Here is a 20659-nt window from a genome sequence, read left to right as displayed (position 1 = left end):
TCAGCTAATCCCTTCAATCAGAAAAATGCGAAATCAAAAGCTAAGGGTTAGTTGTTGGCCATGTTAACTATCATGCCAATTTAGCTATCATGTTAGCTAACACACCAGACTAGCCCTTGCAGACAGATAAAGGCAAATACACCCGCTAAAACATCGTCAATCATAATGCCAAAACCACCTTCGACTTTGGCATCGAGCCAACGGATTGGCCAAGGTTTGATGATGTCAAAAAAGCGAAATAAACCAAAGCCCACTAATAGCCAAATCCAGCCCGCTGGTGCCGCTATCATAGTGATCAACAGTCCAGCCACTTCATCCCACACAATCGCGCCATGGTCGTGTACGCCCATGTCATGTGCCGCTTTACCACAGATATAAAATCCTGCAAATACACTGACTAAAGTTAAGCCGATATACCAAGCAAGTGGTAATGGCGCCATCAGTAAATAGAGGGGAATAGCAGCTATGGTACCGAAAGTACCGGGCGCTTTAGCGGCGAGTCCGCTACCGAAACCGAGTGCCAAAAAGTGGACAGGATTTTTTAATGACAGGCGCGTTAACGCCTGATCCTTTGACAACCATTTCATTAGAAGTGCTCGAAACCATGATATGGAGGCGTAAACGGCTCACCATTGAGTTGTAACTTGAGCTTACTGCCCGCACAAATTTGCCCAACACGAACAAACTTTGCTCCTGCATGGCTTAATGCCGTCTCAAGCGCGCCTTTTTGCGCCTCAGGAACGGTGAACAACAATTCGTAATCTTCGCCGCCTGTCAGTGCATAACCTAAGGCATGCTCCTCGCTGACGGTATCTTGCATCGCGCGCGAAAGCGGGATGCAATTAACATCTACAACCGCGCCAACTGCCGAAGCCTTAAGTACATGACCGATATCCGAGATAAACCCGTCGGAAAGGTCGATAGCACTGGAGGCAAGCGAACGCAATGCTTGGCCCGCTAAGACTCTTGGTGTTGGACGATAATGGCGATTGATCAGGAATTCTTTATGCTCGGCTCTAGCCTGTTGCGCGCCGCGAATGATATCCAGACCTAAGGCCGAATCTCCGAGCGTGCCCGTGACATAAATCCAATCACCGGCTTTAGCACCATGACGCGTCAGTGCCTTACCCTGTGGGACTTGGCCGTGCACTGTGATATTAATCGCCCGTGGGCCACGAGTCGTATCGCCGCCAATTAAGGCGATGCCATAGTAATCGGCCGCTTCAAATAAACCTTCGCTAAAACCACTGAGCCAAGTTTCATCGACTTCGGGTAGCGTCAAGGCAAGCGTCATCCACGCGGGTTCAGCGCCCATGGCAGCCAGATCAGATAAATTTACCGCTAAGGCTTTGTAACCTAAGGCAGCAGGAGGCATATCGGGGAAGAAATGGACATTTTCGACTAAGGTGTCACAGGAGATAGCAATCGACTTATTTTCTGCGGGTTGCACTAAAGCGCAATCGTCACCGATGCCAAGCTTCACATCACGGCGAGTGGGGCCGCGGTTGCTAAAATAACATTCAATTAATTGGAATTCTTTCACTGTACAGTTTGGCACGACTTACATCGGCCACCTTTGTTAGCAATGAAAAACGGTATCCTAAGATACCGTTTGTCTTTATTACTTGCGTGCAACCAGTTTGTCGAGCAGTCCGTTCACAAACTTATGACTCTCGTCCGCACCGAAAGCTTTTGCCAACTCAATCGCTTCGTTAATCGCGACCTTGTATGGCACATCTTTACGGAAAGTCAGCTCATAGGTCGCTAAACGAACTATGGCTTTCTCTACTGGAGACACTTCATCAATCGGGCGTTCCAGATGCGGGATGATCAGCTCATCCAATTGGGTTTTCTTCGTTGCAACGCCTGAAAATAGCTCACGAAAATAAGCTACATCAACACCGTCGAGACTTTGTTCAGTTAAAAACTCATGCTCGACATCGGCAATATTATTCCCGCTTAGTTGCCATGAATAGATGGCTTGAACGGCTAAACGGCGGGCCTTGCGGCGCTCAGAAGGCTTCATTATTTTTCCTACTATAACAACTGTTGTTCAAGTTCTTGCAGAACATTGACCATTTCAAGCAGACTTAAAGCAGCTTCGCCGCCTTTGTTACCCGCTTTGGTACCTGAACGTTCAATAGCTTGTTCAATGGTATCTGTGGTCAAAACACCGAAAGCAACAGGCAGATCAAATTCTAAAGCAACTTGAGCTAGACCTTTATTACATTCGCCTGCAACAAAATCAAAATGAGGAGTACCACCACGGATCACCGCACCTAATGCGATAATACCGTCGAATTTACCACTGGCAGCTACGCGACGCGCAGCTAGCGGCAACTCAACCGCACCTGGTACACGGACAACAGTGATATTGTCGTCGCTGACTTGGCCAAAACGTTTCAGCGTGTCAAGTGCACCTTCAAGCAAGCTCTCAACTAAAAAGCTGTTGAAACGCGAAATTACAATCGCAACTTTGGCATTTTTCGCTTCGATATTACCTTGAACTACGTTCATTATCTTACCTAATTTAGCTAAAGCACCCAGCTCGGGGCGAAAAGTGGCGACATGATATCACAGCCAATTGCCCAGAGCCCTATGCAAATTATCAGAAATTGTTAATTTTACTTCAGTGTAACTTTGGGTTTTAGTCCGCCACATACTCAGTCACTTCAAGGCCAAAGCCCGAAAGTGAATGGTAGCGTTTAGGCGAGCTGAGCAGGCGCATCTTAGTCACGCCAAGGCTAGCGAGGATTTGCGAACCCACCCCCACACGGCGCGACGTCCCCTGCCATTTTGCAGAAGCAGGCGCTTGGCCTTGATCTTCGGCTTCAAAGGCTTTCACCTTAGAGAGGATTTCACAGGGATGTTCTTGATTCCCTAATAAAACCAATACGCCACCTTCTGCAGAAATACGCTCCATCGCCTTTTCGAGTGGCCAGCTACGTTGCTGATCGCGCTCTGAATGGAGTAAATCGTTGAAGGTGTTTTGCAGATGCACGCGCACCAAACAATCGCTCTTCACCTCACCTTTGACTAAGGCAAAATGCAGTTGATTGTCGATAGTGTCTCTGAAAGTCACCATGTCGAACTCGCCGAAACGGGTCGGTAGTTTGCATTTAGCTTCACGCACAACCGTGGTTTCTTTGGTGTTGCGATACTCGATCAATGCCGCGATGGTGCCGATTTTGATGCCATGCAACTCGGAGAAAACCTCTAAATCTGGGCGGCGTGCCATAGTGCCGTCTTCGTTCAAAATCTCAACGATAACGCCCGATGGCTCAAGTCCCGCAAGACGGGCTAAATCACAACCAGCTTCAGTGTGGCCTGCGCGGGTTAATACGCCGCCGTCCTGTGCCATTAACGGGAAGATATGTCCAGGTTGCACTAAATCAGACGCTTTAGCCTCTTTAGCCACAGCCGCTTTGACTGTTACCGCGCGGTCGTGGGCCGAAATACCGGTAGTGACGCCTTCGGCTGCTTCAATAGAAACCGTAAAGTTAGTCGAGAACTGGGCGTTGTTATTCGTCACCATTAAGGGCAGATTTAACTGCTGGCAACGGGCTTTGGTCATGGTCTGGCAAATGAGTCCACGGCCATATTTCGCCATAAAGTTAATCGCTTCTGGCGTGACCATTTCGGCCGCCATGATCAAATCACCTTCGTTTTCTCTGTCTTCGTCATCCATCAAAATAACCATTTTGCCTTGACGAATATCTTCGATGATCTCTTCTATACTGTGCAGCGCCATTGTAGGACCTTATGATTTTGCTGTTGTTATGAAATTCTATACCTTAGCAGTACGATTACCAGTGCACTAACGCACAAAGCCGGCACGGGCTAACATTTCCATGGTGACACCACCGCTCTTGCTGTCTTTGCCATCATAATTCATCAAGCGTTCAAGATAACGGGCGATTAAATCCACTTCGATATTCACCATATCGCCCGCTTGCAGATCGATTAACGTGGTTTCCCCTGCGGTATGCGGCACTATGGTAAGGCGGAATCGACTGCCGTCCACTTCGTTAACCGTCAAACTCACGCCATCAATGGTGATGGAACCTTTATGGGCAATGTAACGCCCAAGCTCTGCGGGTGCGGCTAACCAAAACTCGATAGCTTGACCGCGCACTAGACGTTGCTCAACCATAGCTATACCGTCAACATGGCCGCTGACCATGTGTCCGCCTAAACGTGTGGTTGGGGTGACGGCTTTTTCAAGATTCACCTTAGTGCCCACTTTGTAGTGAGCAAAGCCGGTGAGAATCACTGTTTCGGCAGAGACATCAGCCACATAACCGTCGGCTAATTGCTGCACAACCGTTAAGCACACACCGTTGGTGGCAATACTGTCGCCTAAACGCACATCGTTTAAATCCAGTTTGCCGCTCGCCACGGTAAGACGAATATCATCGCCTTTACGCTCCAGTTTGCGCAGGGTGCCAACGGCTTCAATAATCCCAGTAAACATGGTTAACTCACTTAATTAAATAAAGAAGTATCAAGCATAACGCTCAAGATTAAACGGGTATCTGGCCCTAATTTGCGCTCATCGACCAACGTTAATGCAGGAATTTGCGCCATGGTTTGATAATCGGGTAGCTGCAATAAATTACGCCCTTGCCCACCGAGGATTTTCATCGCTTGGTACAGCACTAATTCATCGGCCAGCCCCTCTGCTAAAAAAGCGCCCGCTAAGGTTGCACCCGCTTCCACCAGCACGTGATTACAACTTTGGCCTAAATAGCTTAATAGTTCAGGTAAGGATACGCGACCTGCAATTGCAGGTAACACGAGGCAACTCACATGGGAGGGCAATTGTGCTTGAAACTCTGCGGGATAAGCCACGGTCGAGACCAAGAGTATCGGCGATACGATAACCAAACAGGCAGCCGATAACGGCAAACGGGCGCGACTGTCGAGTATGACTCTTAATGGCTGCAGTAATTGCGCCTCGGTTACGCTGTCTTTTATGCCGCCAAGTTCTTGATATCGCACATTGAGTGAGGGATCGTCAGCCAGTATGGTTTCAATCCCAGTGACCAACGCGCAGGAACGTAAGCGTAAGCGCTGCACGTCGCGGCGAGATTCAGGCCCGGTAATCCATTTAGACACACCGTTAGACAGCGCGGTTTTACCATCGAGACTCGCAGCCAATTTGACTGTAACTCTGGGTAAACCCGATTCCATGCGCTTCATAAAACCTAAATTCAAGGCATAAGCTTCATCGCGGTGTAATCCCACATCCACTTCAATACCGGCGTCGCGCAGCATTTGAATACCGCGACCAGCCACTTGCGGATTTGGATCTTCAACCGCCACCACCACACGCTTAACGCCAATATTGATCAGTGCTAAGGCGCAGGGCGGCGTGCGGCCATAATGACTGCAGGGCTCTAAGGTGACATAGGCTGTTGCGCCGCGGGCGTGTTCGCCAGCCATACGTAGTGCATGCACTTCGGCGTGGGGCTCACCCGCTTTTTGATGATAACCTTCGCCGACAATCTGATTATCTTTAACGATAACGCAGCCCACACTGGGATTGGGCCTCGTGGTGTAAAAGCCTTTACGCGCCAATTGAATCGCGCGGCTCATCATTTGGGTATCGAGTACGGACCAACTTATGTTCAAGCTCATGTTCAACCCTGTTGTTAAAGGTTTCGGCTTTCACCAGTCTTGTAAATCTGTGTTTAAAACCTGTCTTGCAGAAGCTATTAATCAAAAGCCTCTTTTAAAGCTAGCTCAACCAAACATCTGCTCTTCAGACCACAAAAATCGAATAACTACTTTTGCAGTTTGGCGATGGCTTCACCAAATTCAGACACATCTTCAAAGGCGCGGTACACAGAAGCAAAACGAATGTAGGCGACTTTATCGAGACTCATCAATTGCTCCATCATCAAGTTACCGACCATTTCTGAGGGCACTTCCCGCTCGCCAGTGGCGCGCAGGGTCGATTTGATTTTGCTAAGCGCTTGCTCGATTTCATCCATAGACACGGGGCGTTTTTCAACGGCGCGCAGCATGCCACCTTGGAGTTTTTCTTCATCGAAGGGTTGGCGTGAACCATCACGTTTAATCACCCTAGGCATGACTAACTCGGCGCCTTCGAAGGTGGTAAATCTTTCATGGCATTCGGTGCATTCTCGGCGACGGCGCACTTGATGGCCTTCCGCCACTAATCGAGAATCGATGACTTTAGTATCTGTCGCGCTGCAAAATGGACAATGCATTGAGCCTCCTGCCAGTGAATGCGAGTAAAGCGTTAATGGCTTTACCTGTTAAATCTCAGCTAAACACAATGGATTTAAGCCTAAGATTTTACCAATAAAAATGGCCGCTTGATGCGGCCATGGGATTTTATCCTATTTATGGGCTGAGGTTAACTACCTGGTGCTAAGTACCTGATGTAAGTAACTGATGTAAGTACCTCATGTAATTACCTAGTCAGCAAGCGATCACTCTCAGCCAATCATCTACTTAAGCACATACGCACTTAAACCTAGATGCGTCAGCAAATTAGCCGTAAACAGGGAAACGTGCACACAGTGCCAATACTTGGCCCTTAACACGCTCAATCACAGCAGGATTGCTTGCATCATCAAGGATGTCACAAATCCAGCCAGTCAGCTCTTTCGATTCCGCTTCTTTAAAGCCGCGGCGCGTAATGGCTGGCGTACCGATACGCACACCTGAGGTCACAAAAGGTGAACGTGGGTCGTTTGGCACTGAGTTTTTGTTCACGGTAATGTTAGCGCTACCTAAGGCGGCATCGGCCTCTTTACCCGTTAAGTCACGACCAATCAGGTCAACTAACATTAAGTGGTTGCTGGTTCCGCCAGAGACGATTTTGTAACCGCGCTCAAGGAACACTTCAACCATAGCTTTAGCGTTGTTAACCACTTGCTGTTGGTACACTTTAAATTCTGGCTCTAGTGCTTCTTTGAACGCAACCGCTTTACCAGCGATAACGTGCATTAATGGGCCACCTTGACCGCCTGGGAATACCGCAGAGTTCAACTTTTTGTACAAGTCTTCATCGTCAGCAGCAGACAGGATCACGCCACCACGAGGACCGGCTAAAGTTTTGTGGGTCGTTGATGTCACAACGTGTGCGTGTGGAACTGGGTTTGGATAAACGCCAGCAGCGATAAGACCGGCAACGTGCGCCATGTCGACAAATAGGTAAGCACCTATTTTATCAGCAATTTCACGCATTTTTGCCCAGTCAACGATACCAGAATAGGCAGAGAAACCGCCGATCATCATCTTAGGTTTATGTTCTACGGCCAGACGTTCCATTTCGTCGTAGTCAATTTTACCTGACTCGTCGATACCGTAAGGAATGATATTGTACAGTTTGCCAGAGAAGTTTACGGGTGAACCGTGGGTCAAGTGACCACCGTGGGCTAAGTTCATGCCCAGTACGGTATCGCCAGGTTTTAACAATGCCATGTAAACAGCGCTGTTTGCCTGTGAACCTGAATGAGGTTGTACGTTAGCGTAAGTTGCGCCAAACAATTCTTTAGCACGTTCAATCGCTAAGGTTTCAACTACGTCCACATACTCACAACCACCGTAGTATCGCTTGCCTGGATAGCCTTCAGCGTACTTATTGGTTAACTGTGAACCTTGCGCTTCCATCACGCGTGGACTGGTGTAGTTTTCAGAAGCAATCAGCTCAATATGCTCTTCTTGACGCAGAGTTTCATTCTGAATTGCCTTAAACAGTTCCGGATCATAATCTGCGATATTCATATCTTTTTTCAGCATTGCTTACTCCAGCTGCCAATTCTTATAGGTAGGGTTGCGCCGTATTCTACTCGGAACGCGACCACAATCCCAGTATTTGAAACATGAAATTCCTATGGATTTAGCTTGAACTTGGCTCATTGTCGAGTTGAGTTCGGCGCGCAATCGAGTAGAATTAGCCGCATCATTAGTCACTTAAGATAGAGAAAAATGGCTCAGTTTGTTTACAGCATGCTGCGGGTGGGTAAAATTGTTCCGCCTAAGAAGCAGATCCTTAAAGATATTTCTTTAAGCTTTTTCCCCGGCGCCAAAATTGGCGTACTCGGCCTCAACGGTTCTGGTAAGTCGACACTACTGCGCATTATGGCGGGTATCGACACCGAAATTGAAGGTGAAGCGCGCCCAATGCCGGGATTGAAAATTGGTTACCTGCCGCAGGAACCTAAACTCGATCCGAATCAAACCGTGCGTGAAGCGATTGAAGAAGCGGTTGCAGAGGCAAAAAATGCCCTAACTCGCCTCGATGCCGTTTATGCAGCCTACGCCGAGCCGGACGCCGATTTCGACGCCCTTGCAAAAGAGCAAGGCGAACTCGAAGCCATTATTCAAGCCCAAGATGCCCATAACTTAGAGTACGTCCTTGAGCGCGCCGCCAACGCCCTGCGTCTGCCGGATTGGGATGAAAAAATCGAAGTGTTATCCGGTGGTGAACGTCGCCGCGTAGCGATATGTCGTTTGCTGCTTGAAAAGCCAGAAATGCTGTTACTGGACGAACCGACCAACCACTTGGATGCTGAATCTGTGGCGTGGCTTGAGCACTTTTTGCAGGAATATGCTGGTACTGTGGTCGCGATTACCCACGACAGATACTTCCTCGACAATGCCGCTGGCTGGATTTTAGAACTCGACCGCGGTGAAGGTATTCCGTGGGAAGGTAACTATTCTTCATGGCTTGAGCAGAAAGATGCCCGTCTGAAGCAAGAATCGGCTACCGAAAGTGCTCGTCAAAAAACCATTGCCAAGGAATTGGAATGGGTACGCCAAGGTGCGAAAGGCCGTCAGTCTAAGGGCAAGGCCCGTATGGCGCGCTTTGAAGAACTGAACACTAACGATTACCAAAAACGTAACGAAACCAACGAGCTGTTTATTCCGCCCGGACCACGTTTAGGTGACAAGGTTATTGAAGTGAATAACCTGACCAAGTCTTACGGTGACCGCGTATTGATCGACAACCTGTCGTTCTCTGTGCCTAAGGGCGCTATCGTCGGTATTATCGGTGCCAACGGAGCGGGTAAATCGACCCTGTTCCGCATGTTATCCGGCGCTGAAACGCCAGACAGCGGCAGTATTGAGCTGGGTGATACTGTGCAACTGGCATCGGTTGAGCAGTTCCGCGATTCGATGAATGATAAGAACACCATTTGGGAAGAAATCTCCGGTGGTCAAGACATCATGCGTATCAACAACATGGAAATTCCGAGCCGCGCTTATGTAGGCCGCTTCAACTTCCGTGGTGGCGATCAGCAAAAAGTTATCGGCACCTTGTCTGGTGGTGAGCGTAACCGAGTGCATTTAGCCAAACTGCTGCAAGCAGGCGGTAACGTCTTACTCCTCGACGAACCCACCAACGACTTAGACGTTGAAACCCTGCGTGCACTGGAAGAAGCGATTCTGGAATTCCCAGGTTGCGCTATGGTGATTTCGCATGACCGTTGGTTCCTCGACCGTATCGCGACCCACATTCTGGATTACCGTGACGAAGGTCAAGTGAACTTCTACGAAGGTAACTACACAGAATACTCGGCATGGCTGAAAAATACCTATGGCGCCGATGTAGTTGAGCCACACCGCTTGAAATACAAGCGCATGATTAAGTAGTCGGTTTAGCACTTATATACCCAAACAACCTGAAGATGCAGGATTCAGCGGGAATGTAACGCACTTTAGGCAAGGCCCTTTATTGCTCCTGCATAAATGGCATTCACGCCATCCATGGCGATTGCGGTTATTTGCAGACCTAGTGGGCTAAGTTAAAAATAACCAACACGGCATAAAGTGCGTTACAACCCGCCGGGACGGAGCGCCTAGGGCACTCCACTTCCGTGTTGCATCAATTCAAAAGGTGGCCTGATGCGCCTTTAATTGGAGCACCCTAGGCGCTCTGAAACTCGTATCTTCAGGTAGCTTGGGTATATACATAAGTGATTAAGCAAAAAAGGAGCTCAGGTCTAAGGATCTGCGCTCCTTTTTATTGGATGCTTTTTATGGGCTAGTTTTGTGGAGTGCTATCGAATAGCTTCTATAAAACAACTCAGCTTTTCAAACTGGCAAAATAAGCCACCAGCATGTCCATCATCACCCTGAGTGCAGGCTGCATATGTTTGCGGGATTGATACACGCCATACACACCCAGTGACTGCGGCATGAACTCAGTTAACAAAGGCACTAACTGACCCGAATCTAAATAGGGTTTCGCCGCCCACAGCGGTTGCATTGCAATCCCCTCGCCTGCCAGCGTGGCATTGAGCACCACCATAGAATCATTGGCGCTAAAATTACCATTCACAGGCACATTAAACGCCTGCCCTTGGTTTAACTTAGGATCAGAGTTCAGCACTTGAGTCTGTTTCGCAGCCAGATCGGTTTGATAAAAACGCCACATCACATCGCCAAAATAGGAATAGGTTAAGCAATTATGCTGGGTCAAATCTTCGGGATGCAGCACGGCGGCGCGCGCGGCAAGGTAACTCGGTGCAGCGCACACCACAGATTCACATTCCCCCAAGCGCCTTGCGATAAGATTGGGATCGAGTTCATTGGTGATGCGAATCGCCAGATCAATCCGCTCGGCGACCAGATCGACGGTTTGGCTGCTCACGTGGAAATTCACACTCGCCTGCGGATAACTGGCTAAGTATTGGCGCACCACGGGCGCTAAAATCTGATGCGCCAAAAACTGGGAGCAGCTAATACGCAACAATCCCCGAGGAATCGCCACAGCGGCATGACTGACCGCCGGCACTTCATTAGCCAATTCGAGCAGTCGATGGCAATAGTCCAGCACTTGCTCACCCGCTGGCGTTAAGCTGAGACTGCGCGTCGAGCGATGCAACAATCTAGCGCCGGACCATTCTTCCATTTCGCTCAAGTAACGGGTCACCATAGAACGCGACATATCTAAAGCATTGGCGGCGCTTACCATGCTGCCGCGCTCGACAATAGTCACAAACACCTTAGCCGCTTCGAGTCTATCCATGATTTATCTCCACTCACGTTCAATCAATAACGTTTAATCACTCACTTTCAATCACTCGAAGGCTCACTCACATTCTCGCGCCCCACATGAATAATAACTAAGAGTACATCCGGCCATTCGTCCGATTAATGCAACAAACATGGGCAGATACTCGCATTTATCTATTGATTATTGCAACCTATACTTAACTCACTTTTTGCAGCAGCTGCAAATCAATGAATGCTAAATCGAACCTTTTTACTCTTTCATCCTGTGACTATAAGTGAGCCAAAAATGAACACATCGACCTATGCTATACGCAACACAAACGCCATATTGAAGGCCTCGTCTAAAATCAGTCTAGCCGCTACCTTACTGCTAGCGGGACTGGGCGCGGTCAATGCGGCACCATTGCAAGTGAGCCATTTTAATCCAGGCGAAAACAGCATCTTTGCCGTGTCATCGAGCTTTATCAGCGGCGAACACGAAATGATGTTAGTCGATGCACAATTTCAAAATAACGATGCCCAAACCTTGGTTGATACCATCAAGGCCAGCGGTAAAAAGCTGACTCAGGTGTATATCAGTCATAGCGATCCTGACTTTTATTTCGGTTTAGCCGTGATTAAAAAGAATTTCCCCAATGCACAAATTGTCGCGACTCAAACCACAGTCGATGCCATTAAAGCCTCAATGGAAGGCAAGCTCGCCTACTGGGGTCCGATTTTAAAGGACAATGCGCCAAGTGAATTAGTGTTACCTAAGGCGATTCACAGCGACTCTTTCACCATCGACGGTGAGCAAGTGATTATCGAAGGTTTCAATGACAAACATCCTAAACACACTTTCCTGTGGGTGCCATCGGCAAAAACCATTACAGGTGGCGTAGAAGTATTTGATAACACGCATGTTTGGATGGCTGACACTCAAACTACCGCAGAGCGTCAGGAATGGTTAACTCATTTAGATGCGATGGAAAAACTGCTGCCGACCACAGTGATCCCGGGGCACTATTTAGGCGAAGCGCGATTTGATACCCGCGCCATCGGTTTTACCCGTGACTATGTAAAAGCTTTTGAAGTCGCAGCAAAAGCCTCGAAAGATTCAGCCGAATTAATCCAAAAGATGCTGGCGCTATACCCACAAATGCCAGCCGATGCAGGGCTTGAAATCAGCGCCAAAGTTTACATGGGCGAAATGACCTGGCCTATGTAAGTCCAGCCATACCTATCTCGGCGATGAGGTACAGCTAGTTAGGTGTAAAAGATAGTTAAGTGCAAACAGTTAAAGACAGGCACGTGAGCGATTGCGTGCCATTTTTTTAGCTAAATGACTGCACCTAAATAACGGTACCAAACTAACGATTTTAATCGATGATATCAAAGGGCTTAAGTCGCTAATGTAGCGACGAACTTAAGCCAAAAGGTTTAATACTATGACTCACCCAACAACTCATTCTGCTAGCACGGCCAACAGCACACCAGCGGCCAAAGTGCGTACTCTGCACGCGATTATCGACCCTTTATGTGGTTGGTGTTATGCCGCAGCGCCGTTACTCGATGCTGCAGCCAAAGCTGGCTTTACCATTAAGCTCCACGGCGGCGGTATGCTCACAGGCCCAAGACGCAAACAAATCGATGCCAACTGGCGCGACTATGTTATGCCCCACGATCTGCGCATTGCCGAGCTAACCGGACAGCCTTTTGGTGAAAACTACTTTGATGGTCTGCTGCGCGATACCACAGTCGTACTCGACTCAGCGCCCCCCATTAAAGCCATGCTCGCAGTCGAGGCCATGGGCGGCGACAGTTTGGCCTATCTGCACTCAGTACAACTGGCCCATTACCGCGATGGTCACAGCGCCAGTGATGAAGGTAATCTCGCAAGGTTAGCCGCTGAACTTGGGCTCGACCCTATGAGCTTTGCGCAGCATTATGCCCAAGGTGAAGACAAGCTGTATGAGCATATCGTTGAATCCAGAGCATTATTGAATCTGATAGGTGCCCAAGGTTTCCCTTCGATGGCTATAGAGGATGATGACGGCAACATCACCGCCATTAATATCAACCGCTTCTACGGCCAACCCGCCCAGTGGTTAAGCCATCTTGAAGCGCAATTTGAGTCATAATTATGCCAATGCTTAATGGTGTTTCAACAGGTTCATTAATGAGTGAACCAGCTCAGTTAAGTCTTATAGAAACAGCAAGGCAGACTGATGCGAATCTTGCACTGGTTAAAAGCACCTATGAGGGAAGTAGCTCAGCCGAGAACGCCAAAAATCTTCAGCATGCCTTAGCGAGTGACGCACGCTGGACAGAGGCGGCAGGTTTTCCCTATGCGGGCACTTACGTAGGCTTTAGCGCGATAGCCACCAAGGTGTTCGCTCGCCTCGAAACTGAATGGGATAACTACCGCGTCGATATCGAAGACTATGTCGCCCAAGGCGATAAGGTTTTTGCCTTCGGCACTTATTCAGGTACCTATGTCAAAACGGGCAAGTATTTTAGCGCCCGAGTCGCCCATTTATGGAAGATACACAGCGGCAAAATCGTCAGTTTCGAACAGTTTGTCGATAGTCATACCGTCGTCAATGCCATGTAAGTGTCAATGCATGCAACGGCTAATACCATGCAACTGTTAATGCCATGCAACTAAAGTCATCAGCTATAGACATACAAGTGTGAAATAACTGAATAATGAGGCGGGCAAGTTTCATTTAGCCCGCCTCGTGACTTGTCGACCCTAAGCCTTATCCGTATGATTTAGTCTTTTCAATATGTTGAGCACTTGACATTAAGTACTTAAGATTAAGCGTTTGAAATTGAACACTTGAGATTAGCTTCGTAAAGTTACACATTCGAAGACTCATCAACTCAAGTGTCTAAAATGACAGAATGAATAACTAAAACAAGAACAAGGATGCGGTCTAATGCGAATCAATTCGATGTCTGTCGGGGCTAACCCAATCATACTCTCTATCACCCGACTGAGCCGAGCCAGCCAATGGATACTCAAGCAACATAGAAAATTCACGCCCCTGTTATGGCTTGTCACCGCACTCCCTTTTGTTTCACTCTCTTTTACCTCGCTGGCGGCCAATGCAAGTGAGGCCGAGCCAGAACTAAAGATTCAAGAAAGCAGCGTCACCGATGGCCCTTATGTGTTTTTAAACAATGCTCAAAAAGACACTGCCTATTGGATTTGCCAGAGTGAGCTAAAACAAACGCCGATTGCGAAGGCGCAGTTAACTCGCCCTGCCAGTTGCGGTGAATTACCAGAGCCCCATCTTCACACACTAGCGGCCACGGTTGAGCCCGATACCTTTACTCATGTCAGCAAAATTGTCGCCCTTAGCGATGTGCACGGCCAATTTGATGTGATGATTAACTTACTAAAAGCCCATAAGATTATCGACAAAGATAACCACTGGGCCTTTGATGACGGTCATATGGTGATGACGGGCGACATGTTTGACCGTGGCCATCAAGTCAATGAAGTATTGTGGTTTTTATATGCCTTAGATCAAGAAGCCCAAGCTGCGGGCGGGCGCTTACATCTACTCATGGGCAACCACGAGCAAATGGTGTTTCGCGGCGACTTACGCTACGTCAACGAACGCTACCAAGTTTCGGCCGATTTACTCAAACGCCACTACGATGCGCTCTACAACAAAGACACAGAAATCGGCCAATGGCTTCGCAGCAAACACACCTTAGTCAAAATCAATAATATCTTGTTTATGCATGGGGGCATCAGCCCTGAATGGGTCGAGCGTAAATTACATATCAGCGAGGCTAACCAACTATTTCGTCAGCATTTAGATGATAAAAAAGCTGATTTGAAAAAGGATGATTTACTCAACTTTCTGTTTTTTACCAATGGTCCAACTTGGTATCGCGGTTACTTTAAAGATGAACTGAAAGAGTCGGATATCGATAGCATTCTGAGCTATTTCAAAGTCGAGCATATTGTCGTTGGACACACATCGCAGGAGCAAGTACTTGGCCTCTATCACAATAAAATCATTGCGATAGACAGCAGCATTAAGAATGGTCAATCCGGTGAACTGTTACTTATCGACGCCGGCAAACTCACCCGCGGTCTGTATCAGGGTGAGCAGGTTTCGCTATAAGATACCTCACTAATATCTTCGCCATAATACGTGAATGCCCTAGCGCCCTAATGCATGCATAAGTTAGGGCGCGAATGCATGAATAAGCAAAGGTAAACGGGCACCCACCATGGTTCTAAATCTGTAGCGTTCTCAATCTGAATGGCTCTAAATCGGCATAGTTCTAAATCTATATGGCTCTCAACATGCACGCATCTTAATATTCATAAGTTCGCCAGTTTTTATTAACTCTGACTATACTCAAGCCAAGTGCGACTCACCTAAGTGCTGGAGTAGAAATGGGGAAAAAATTACTCACATTATCTGGCTTTTGCTTGTTTATGCTCGGCTTTATCCAGCCCGCGTTTGCGGGGCGAGAACTCCATTTAGTCGCCACAAACTACCCTCCTTTTTATGCCGATGCTTTACCCGAACAGGGCGGCGTCGCCCAAGTGGTCAAAGAAGCCTTTAAACGCCAAGGCTATAATGCCAGCCTCAAGTTTTATCCCTTCGCTCGCGCAGCCCTACTCGTTAAAACGGGCAAAGCCGATGGCATTATTGGACTCTGGTATCGTAAAGAGCGTGAGCAATGGGCCCAATATTCTGCGCCAATCCAACCCGTACAAATCGTGTTTTATAAACGTAAAGATGCGCCGCTGAGTTTCAGCCAGCTCTCTGAGCTCAAGCCCTACACGATCGGCATAGGTCGCGGTTACGCTAATCCACCCGAAATCTTCGCCGCTGGGCTCACCACCGAAGAAGGTAATTCGGATGAAATGAACCTCAAAAAACTGTTTTTAAAGCGTATTGATTTAGTCTTGATTGGCCATAACTTAGCGAGGTATTTAATTAAAAAAGGCCCAGCTGAATATAACGATGCCTTTGAGCAAGTCGGTCAACCCATAGCGACAGAGGTATTTCACTTAGGGGTGTCTCTGGCCGTGACAGATCATCAGCAGTTGGTAACGGATTTTAATCAAGGCTTAGAAAGTATGCGCAGCGATGGTCGATTAGCTTCCATTTTAAGCCAATATCCTCAGGTTGAAACGACTCAAGCCCCAGTGGAAAAAACGCGTACTGAGGTCCATCCCTAGCGCACGAGGGTCTTCTCGCACTGGCCCTTTGCACAAAAAAACCGCAAAAGCCGCGTTGAATTGTGCTTAATGCTCAAAAAACACAATTTCTTTCATTTTCGTTTGCTTACCTTTACAAACTTTTACCCAACTCAGGTAGGTTATTCACTAGAATAGCCCCATTAGAGCTATCACCTTTTTCAACTGCCTTTGCGCGAGATAATAATTACAATGAAAAAAACCATTATTGCCATTGCCCTGCTTGCGGTTATCGCCACAGCGGTGAGTTTTAGTGATGTCCTTCAAGCAGCCAAACCCGAAAGCGCCCCACACCTAATGCGTACCGTTCCAGTGGTCACGGGTGAAGTCGTTGAATATCCGTTAGCGCAATCTATCTCGCTTATCGGCAAACTCGCTGCCGAACGCGCGGTGATCATCGCGCCGCAAGTCACAGGTAAGATTAAGCAAGTCGCCGTGACCTCAAACCAAGCAGTGAAAAAAGGCCAGTTGCTCATCGAACTCGATGATATGAAAACCCAAGCCGCCGTCGCCGAGGCTAATGCGTTTCTCAACGATGAAAAACGTAAACTCAAAGAATTTGAAAAACTGATCAGCCGTAACGCCATCACCCAAACCGAGATTGACGCACAAAAAGCCAGTGTGGATATCGCCCAAGCACGCTTAGCTTCAGCCCAAGCCGATTTACATTACCACTCGCTGATTGCGCCGTTTGCGGGCAATACGGGTCTGATTAATTTCAGCGAAGGCAAGATGGTCAGCATAGGCACTGAATTAATGTCGCTGGATGATTTATCTAGCATGCGCCTCGACTTACAAGTGCCAGAGCATTTCCTGTCGCAGTTGAGCATAGGTATGCAAGTGGCGGCCACCAGCCGCGCTTGGCCGGATGAAACCTTTACCGGCAAAGTTGTCGCTATCGATCCACGCGTCAATGAAGAAACCTTAAACCTTAAAGTGCGGGTGCAATTCGACAACCCCAAAAATCGCTTAAAACCCGGCATGATGATGTCATCCACTATCACGTTCCCTGCAATTTCAGCACCTATGGTGCCAGTACAAGCCCTTGAATATTCAGGCACTAAACGTTACGTGTACGTGGTTAGCGCCGATCACATCGCCAACCGCACCGAAGTGCAGTTAGGTGCGCGTATTGATAACCAAGTCTTGATTGAAAACGGTTTGAACATAGGTGACAAAGTCGTCGTACAAGGCTTAGTGAATATGCGCGATGGCCTGAAAATCAATGAAGTGACGCTCGATGCCAAGGCATCTACCCGTGCGGCTGAGCTTTCAAGCCCAAAAGCTACGGAGACTAAATAATGTGGTTATCCGATGTTTCGGTTAAACGCCCTGTCGTTGCCATCGTTTTAAGCTTACTGCTGTGCGTATTCGGCATAGTCTCCTTCTCTAAATTGTCGATACGGGAAATGCCCGACGTTGAAAGCCCTGTGGTCACCATTAGCACCAGTTACTCGGGTGCATCGGCGGCCATTATGGAAAGCCAGATCACTAAGACCCTAGAAGATGAACTGACGGGGATCAGTGGTATCGACGAAATCACGTCGACCACCCGTAATGGTAGCTCGCGTATCACAGTGAAATTCCTCCTCGGGTGGAACTTAACCGAAGGCGTAAGTGATGTGCGTGATGCTGTGGCCCGTGCCCAGCGCAGGCTGCCTGAAGATGCGAAAGATCCTGTCGTCTCAAAAGACAACGGCTCGGGCGAGCCCTCCGTCTATGTGAATTTAAGCTCGAGTGTGATGGACCGCACTCAATTAACGGATTACGCCCAGCGCGTGTTAGAGGACAGATTTAGCCTTATCAGCGGCGTGAGCTCGATCAGTATTTCCGGCGGTTTGTACAAGGTGATGTACGTCAAGCTCAGACCCGAGCAAATGGCGGGCCGCAATGTAACAGTCACCGACATAACGAACGCGCTGCGCAAAGAAAACATCGAAACACCCGGCGGCCAAGTGCGAAACGACACCACAGTGATGTCGGTGCGAACCAAACGCTTGTACTACACGCCAAAGGATTTTGACTACCTTGTGGTGCGTACCGCCAGCGATGGCACGCCTATCTACTTAAAAGATGTGGCCGATGTGGCTGTCGGCGCACAAAACGAAAACTCGACCTTCAAAAGCGATGGTATCGTTAACATCAGTTTAGGCATTATTGCCCAGTCCGATGCCAACCCATTGCTCGTTGCCAAAGAAGTGCACAAAGAAGTCGACCGCGTACAAGACTTCCTGCCCGAAGGCACTAGCCTAGTGGTCGACTTCGACTCGACCGTATTTATCGACCGCTCGATTAACGAGGTCTATAGCACCCTTTATGTCACTGGCGCCTTAGTGGTACTCGTGCTGTATATCTTTATCGGACAAGCGCGGGCGACACTCATCCCTGCGGTAACGGTTCCGGTATCGTTAATCTCGGCATTTATCGCCGCTAACATGCTAGGTTATTCGATTAACCTACTGACATTAATGGCGTTAATCCTCTCCATCGGTCTAGTGGTCGATGATGCGATTGTGGTGGTCGAGAACATTTTCCACCATATCGAAAAAGGCGAAGAGCCGTTACTCGCCGCCTATAAAGGCACCCGCGAAGTCGGCTTTGCCGTTGTCGCCACCACGGCAGTATTAGTCATGGTGTTCCTGCCGATTTCCTTTATGGAGGGCATGGTTGGACTCTTGTTTACCGAGTTCTCCGTGATGTTGGCGGTGTCGGTGCTGTTTTCCTCCTTAGTGGCACTGACACTTACGCCCGTGCTGAGCAGCAAATTACTTAAAGCCAACGTCAAACCGAATCGCTTTAATCGTTGGGTCGATCGCGGTTTTGCCCGCATGGAAAGCGTCTATCGCGTCGCCGTTACTCGGGCGATTAAACTTCGTCTACTCGCGCCCTTAGTTATTCTCGCCTGTATCGGCGGCAGTGCTTGGTTAATGCAACAAGTGCCGTCACAGCTGGCGCCGCAGGAAGACCGCGGTGTGTTGTTCGCCTTTGTTAAAGGCGCCGAAGGCACCAGTTATAACCGTATGACAGCCAACATGGACATAGTCGAAGACAGACTCATGCCCTTGCTAGGTCAAGGTGTGCTGCGATCCTTCAGCGTGCAAGCCCCCGCGTTTGGTGGCCGTGCGGGCGATCAAACGGGCTTTGTGATCATGCAGCTTGAAGATTGGGGCACACGCACCGAATCCGCACAGCAAGCGCTTGGGATTATTAGCAAAGCATTGAAGGACATTCCCGATGTGATGGTTCGCCCTATGATGCCAGGCTTTAGGGGCCAATCGAGCGAACCGGTGCAATTTGTGCTTGGTGGTTCGGACTATGCCGAACTCTTTAAGTGGGCGCAGGTGCTCAAAGAAGAAGCCAATGCCAGCCCTATGATGGAAGGCGCCGATTTAGACTACGCCGAAACCACACCTGAGCTTATCGTTACTGTTGATAAAGAACGCGCTGCGGAGCTTGGGATCAGTGTCGATGACGTCTCGCAAACCTTAGAAGTGATGCTCGGCGGTCGCACCGAAACCACCTATGTGGATCGCGGCGAAGAGTACGATGTGTACTTGCGCGGTGATGAAAACAGTTTTAACAACGTTGGCGATCTTAGCCAAATCTACATGCGTTCCGGTAAAGGCGAATTAGTGACACTTGATACAGTGACCCATATCGAAGAGATTGCTTCGGCACAAAGATTAAGTCACACCAATAAGCAAAAATCGATCACCCTCAAGGCTAACGTCAGTGAAGGTTACACCTTAGGTGAAGGCTTAAAGTTTCTTGATGCTAAAGCCATTGAATTATTACCTAAGGATATTTCCATTGGTTACACCGGCGAATCCAAAGACTTCAAGGAAAACCAAAGCAGTATCTTCATCGTATTTGGTTTGGCCTTACTGGTCGCTTACTTAGTGTTAGCCGCGCAGTTTGAAAGTTTTATCAACCCGTTAGTGGTGATGTTTACTGTGCCTATGGGCGTATTTGGCGGTTTCTTAGGTCTATTGATCACCAGTCAAGGGATCAACATCTACAGTCAGATAGGCATGATCATGTTGATTGGTATGGTGACCAAAAACGGTATCCTTATCGTGGAGTTTGCTAACCAATTGCGTGACCGCGGCTTTGAACTCGATAAAGCCATTATCGACGCTTCATCCCGTCGTTTACGGCCAATCCTAATGACAGCATTCACCACCTTAGTGGGCGCTGTACCGTTAATTTTCTCGACGGGCGCAGGCTCAGAAAGTCGTATCGCTGTGGGTACTGTAGTGTTCTTCGGTATGGCATTCGCCACCTTTGTGACACTACTCGTCATCCCTGCCATGTATCGATTAATCTCGGCAGCGACCCATTCACCGGGATATGTTGAAGCTAAACTCGAAGCGGCAATTAAAGCGCAAGAGTTAGCGGCCCAAGAGGCGGCGGCAAAGCAGCAGGAGCTTGCGCCTAAAGCCTAAC

18 protein-coding genes are annotated in these 20659 nt (G+C 48.5%); 8 read left to right on the top strand and 10 right to left on the bottom strand.

Annotation, left to right across the window (positions count from 1 at the left end; genetic code table 11):
- Positions 1-92: 92 nt before the first annotated feature.
- From BM607_RS11585 to glyA, 9 genes are all read right to left on the bottom strand, one after another.
- Complete coding sequence (locus BM607_RS11585; protein ID WP_006082636.1) at positions 93-587, bottom strand: phosphatidylglycerophosphatase A; 495 nt, start codon at positions 585-587, stop codon at positions 93-95.
- The gene (gene thiL / locus BM607_RS11580; protein WP_037392620.1) at positions 587-1543 is read right to left on the bottom strand and encodes a thiamine-phosphate kinase; all 957 of its coding nucleotides are present in this window, start codon (positions 1541-1543) and stop codon (positions 587-589) included. The genes BM607_RS11585 and thiL overlap by 1 nt, the downstream gene beginning before the upstream one ends.
- 78 nt (positions 1544-1621) lie before the next feature.
- Positions 1622-2026, bottom strand: a complete 405-nt coding sequence (gene nusB / locus BM607_RS11575; protein ID WP_006082638.1) for a transcription antitermination factor NusB — start codon at positions 2024-2026, stop codon at positions 1622-1624.
- Between the two features lie 11 nt (positions 2027-2037).
- Positions 2038-2517 (bottom strand): 6,7-dimethyl-8-ribityllumazine synthase, encoded by a 480-nt coding sequence (gene ribE, locus BM607_RS11570; protein WP_006082639.1) that lies wholly within the window; start codon positions 2515-2517, stop codon positions 2038-2040.
- 130 nt (positions 2518-2647) lie between these two features.
- Complete coding sequence (ribBA, locus tag BM607_RS11565; RefSeq protein WP_063882553.1) at positions 2648-3751, bottom strand: bifunctional 3,4-dihydroxy-2-butanone-4-phosphate synthase/GTP cyclohydrolase II; 1104 nt, start codon at positions 3749-3751, stop codon at positions 2648-2650.
- A gap of 66 nt (positions 3752-3817) precedes the next feature.
- Positions 3818-4474 carry a riboflavin synthase gene (locus BM607_RS11560; RefSeq protein ID WP_071938348.1) on the bottom strand — a complete coding sequence of 219 codons (657 nt, stop codon included), beginning with the start codon at positions 4472-4474 and terminating at the stop codon, positions 3818-3820.
- Between the two features lie 11 nt (positions 4475-4485).
- Positions 4486-5640, bottom strand: a complete 1155-nt coding sequence (gene ribD, locus BM607_RS11555) for a bifunctional diaminohydroxyphosphoribosylaminopyrimidine deaminase/5-amino-6-(5-phosphoribosylamino)uracil reductase RibD (RefSeq protein ID WP_071938349.1) — start codon at positions 5638-5640, stop codon at positions 4486-4488.
- A 146-nt stretch (positions 5641-5786) separates the two neighbouring features.
- Positions 5787-6236 (bottom strand): transcriptional regulator NrdR, encoded by a 450-nt coding sequence (nrdR, locus tag BM607_RS11550; RefSeq protein WP_006082643.1) that lies wholly within the window; start codon positions 6234-6236, stop codon positions 5787-5789.
- A 286-nt stretch (positions 6237-6522) separates the two neighbouring features.
- Positions 6523-7776: a serine hydroxymethyltransferase gene (gene glyA, locus BM607_RS11545; protein ID WP_006082644.1), complete on the bottom strand. Its 1254-nt coding sequence runs from the start codon at positions 7774-7776 to the stop codon at positions 6523-6525.
- Between the two features lie 189 nt (positions 7777-7965).
- On the opposite strand from glyA, the gene ettA reads away from it, so the two are divergent.
- Complete coding sequence (gene ettA, locus BM607_RS11540) at positions 7966-9633, top strand: energy-dependent translational throttle protein EttA (protein WP_006086878.1); 1668 nt, start codon at positions 7966-7968, stop codon at positions 9631-9633.
- Between the two features lie 433 nt (positions 9634-10066).
- On the opposite strand, the gene BM607_RS11535 is transcribed toward ettA, so the two are convergent.
- The gene (locus tag BM607_RS11535) at positions 10067-11011 is read right to left on the bottom strand and encodes a LysR family transcriptional regulator (protein ID WP_071938350.1); all 945 of its coding nucleotides are present in this window, start codon (positions 11009-11011) and stop codon (positions 10067-10069) included.
- Between the two features lie 273 nt (positions 11012-11284).
- Between BM607_RS11535 and BM607_RS11530 the strand changes: the two genes are divergently transcribed.
- From BM607_RS11530 to BM607_RS11500, 7 genes are all read left to right on the top strand, one after another.
- Positions 11285-12205, top strand: a complete 921-nt coding sequence (locus BM607_RS11530) for an MBL fold metallo-hydrolase (protein ID WP_071938352.1) — start codon at positions 11285-11287, stop codon at positions 12203-12205.
- Positions 12206-12425: 220 nt separating this feature from the next.
- The gene (locus BM607_RS11525; RefSeq protein WP_071938354.1) at positions 12426-13118 is read left to right on the top strand and encodes a protein-disulfide isomerase; all 693 of its coding nucleotides are present in this window, start codon (positions 12426-12428) and stop codon (positions 13116-13118) included.
- Positions 13119-13120: 2 nt separating this feature from the next.
- Complete coding sequence (locus BM607_RS11520) at positions 13121-13591, top strand: nuclear transport factor 2 family protein (protein WP_212669159.1); 471 nt, start codon at positions 13121-13123, stop codon at positions 13589-13591.
- A 328-nt stretch (positions 13592-13919) separates the two neighbouring features.
- Positions 13920-15122 carry a metallophosphoesterase gene (locus BM607_RS11515; RefSeq protein WP_071938356.1) on the top strand — a complete coding sequence of 401 codons (1203 nt, stop codon included), beginning with the start codon at positions 13920-13922 and terminating at the stop codon, positions 15120-15122.
- Between the two features lie 278 nt (positions 15123-15400).
- Positions 15401-16195, top strand: a complete 795-nt coding sequence (locus tag BM607_RS11510; RefSeq protein ID WP_071938357.1) for a transporter substrate-binding domain-containing protein — start codon at positions 15401-15403, stop codon at positions 16193-16195.
- Positions 16196-16405: 210 nt separating this feature from the next.
- Positions 16406-17515, top strand: a complete 1110-nt coding sequence (locus BM607_RS11505; protein ID WP_012587082.1) for an efflux RND transporter periplasmic adaptor subunit — start codon at positions 16406-16408, stop codon at positions 17513-17515.
- The gene (locus BM607_RS11500) at positions 17515-20658 is read left to right on the top strand and encodes a multidrug efflux RND transporter permease subunit (protein WP_071938359.1); all 3144 of its coding nucleotides are present in this window, start codon (positions 17515-17517) and stop codon (positions 20656-20658) included. The genes BM607_RS11505 and BM607_RS11500 overlap by 1 nt, the downstream gene beginning before the upstream one ends.
- Position 20659 lies beyond the last annotated feature (1 nt).

This window comes from Shewanella sp. SACH (genome assembly GCF_001887095.2).
Classification (GTDB): domain Bacteria; phylum Pseudomonadota; class Gammaproteobacteria; order Enterobacterales; family Shewanellaceae; genus Shewanella; species Shewanella baltica.
This window is presented reverse-complemented; position numbering and strand designations above follow the sequence as displayed.

What these genes read in the sequence shown, in the direction of transcription:
- BM607_RS11520 (WP_212669159.1), top strand. Translation starts at nt 13,121, where the DNA reads ATGCCAATGCTTAATGGTGTTTCAACAGGTTCATTAATGAGTGAACCA.
- ettA (WP_006086878.1), top strand. Translation starts at nt 7,966, where the DNA reads ATGGCTCAGTTTGTTTACAGCATGCTGCGGGTGGGTAAAATTGTTCCG.
- BM607_RS11585 (WP_006082636.1), bottom strand. Translation starts at nt 587, where the DNA reads ATGAAATGGTTGTCAAAGGATCAGGCGTTAACGCGCCTGTCATTAAAA.
- BM607_RS11510 (WP_071938357.1), top strand. Translation starts at nt 15,401, where the DNA reads ATGGGGAAAAAATTACTCACATTATCTGGCTTTTGCTTGTTTATGCTC.
- ribE (WP_006082639.1), bottom strand. Translation starts at nt 2,517, where the DNA reads ATGAACGTAGTTCAAGGTAATATCGAAGCGAAAAATGCCAAAGTTGCG.
- BM607_RS11500 (WP_071938359.1), top strand. Translation starts at nt 17,515, where the DNA reads ATGTGGTTATCCGATGTTTCGGTTAAACGCCCTGTCGTTGCCATCGTT.
- BM607_RS11530 (WP_071938352.1), top strand. Translation starts at nt 11,285, where the DNA reads ATGAACACATCGACCTATGCTATACGCAACACAAACGCCATATTGAAG.
- nusB (WP_006082638.1), bottom strand. Translation starts at nt 2,026, where the DNA reads ATGAAGCCTTCTGAGCGCCGCAAGGCCCGCCGTTTAGCCGTTCAAGCC.
- BM607_RS11525 (WP_071938354.1), top strand. Translation starts at nt 12,426, where the DNA reads ATGACTCACCCAACAACTCATTCTGCTAGCACGGCCAACAGCACACCA.
- BM607_RS11535 (WP_071938350.1), bottom strand. Translation starts at nt 11,011, where the DNA reads ATGGATAGACTCGAAGCGGCTAAGGTGTTTGTGACTATTGTCGAGCGC.
- BM607_RS11505 (WP_012587082.1), top strand. Translation starts at nt 16,406, where the DNA reads ATGAAAAAAACCATTATTGCCATTGCCCTGCTTGCGGTTATCGCCACA.
- BM607_RS11560 (WP_071938348.1), bottom strand. Translation starts at nt 4,474, where the DNA reads ATGTTTACTGGGATTATTGAAGCCGTTGGCACCCTGCGCAAACTGGAG.
- glyA (WP_006082644.1), bottom strand. Translation starts at nt 7,776, where the DNA reads ATGCTGAAAAAAGATATGAATATCGCAGATTATGATCCGGAACTGTTT.
- BM607_RS11515 (WP_071938356.1), top strand. Translation starts at nt 13,920, where the DNA reads ATGCGAATCAATTCGATGTCTGTCGGGGCTAACCCAATCATACTCTCT.
- ribD (WP_071938349.1), bottom strand. Translation starts at nt 5,640, where the DNA reads ATGAGCTTGAACATAAGTTGGTCCGTACTCGATACCCAAATGATGAGC.
- ribBA (WP_063882553.1), bottom strand. Translation starts at nt 3,751, where the DNA reads ATGGCGCTGCACAGTATAGAAGAGATCATCGAAGATATTCGTCAAGGC.
- nrdR (WP_006082643.1), bottom strand. Translation starts at nt 6,236, where the DNA reads ATGCATTGTCCATTTTGCAGCGCGACAGATACTAAAGTCATCGATTCT.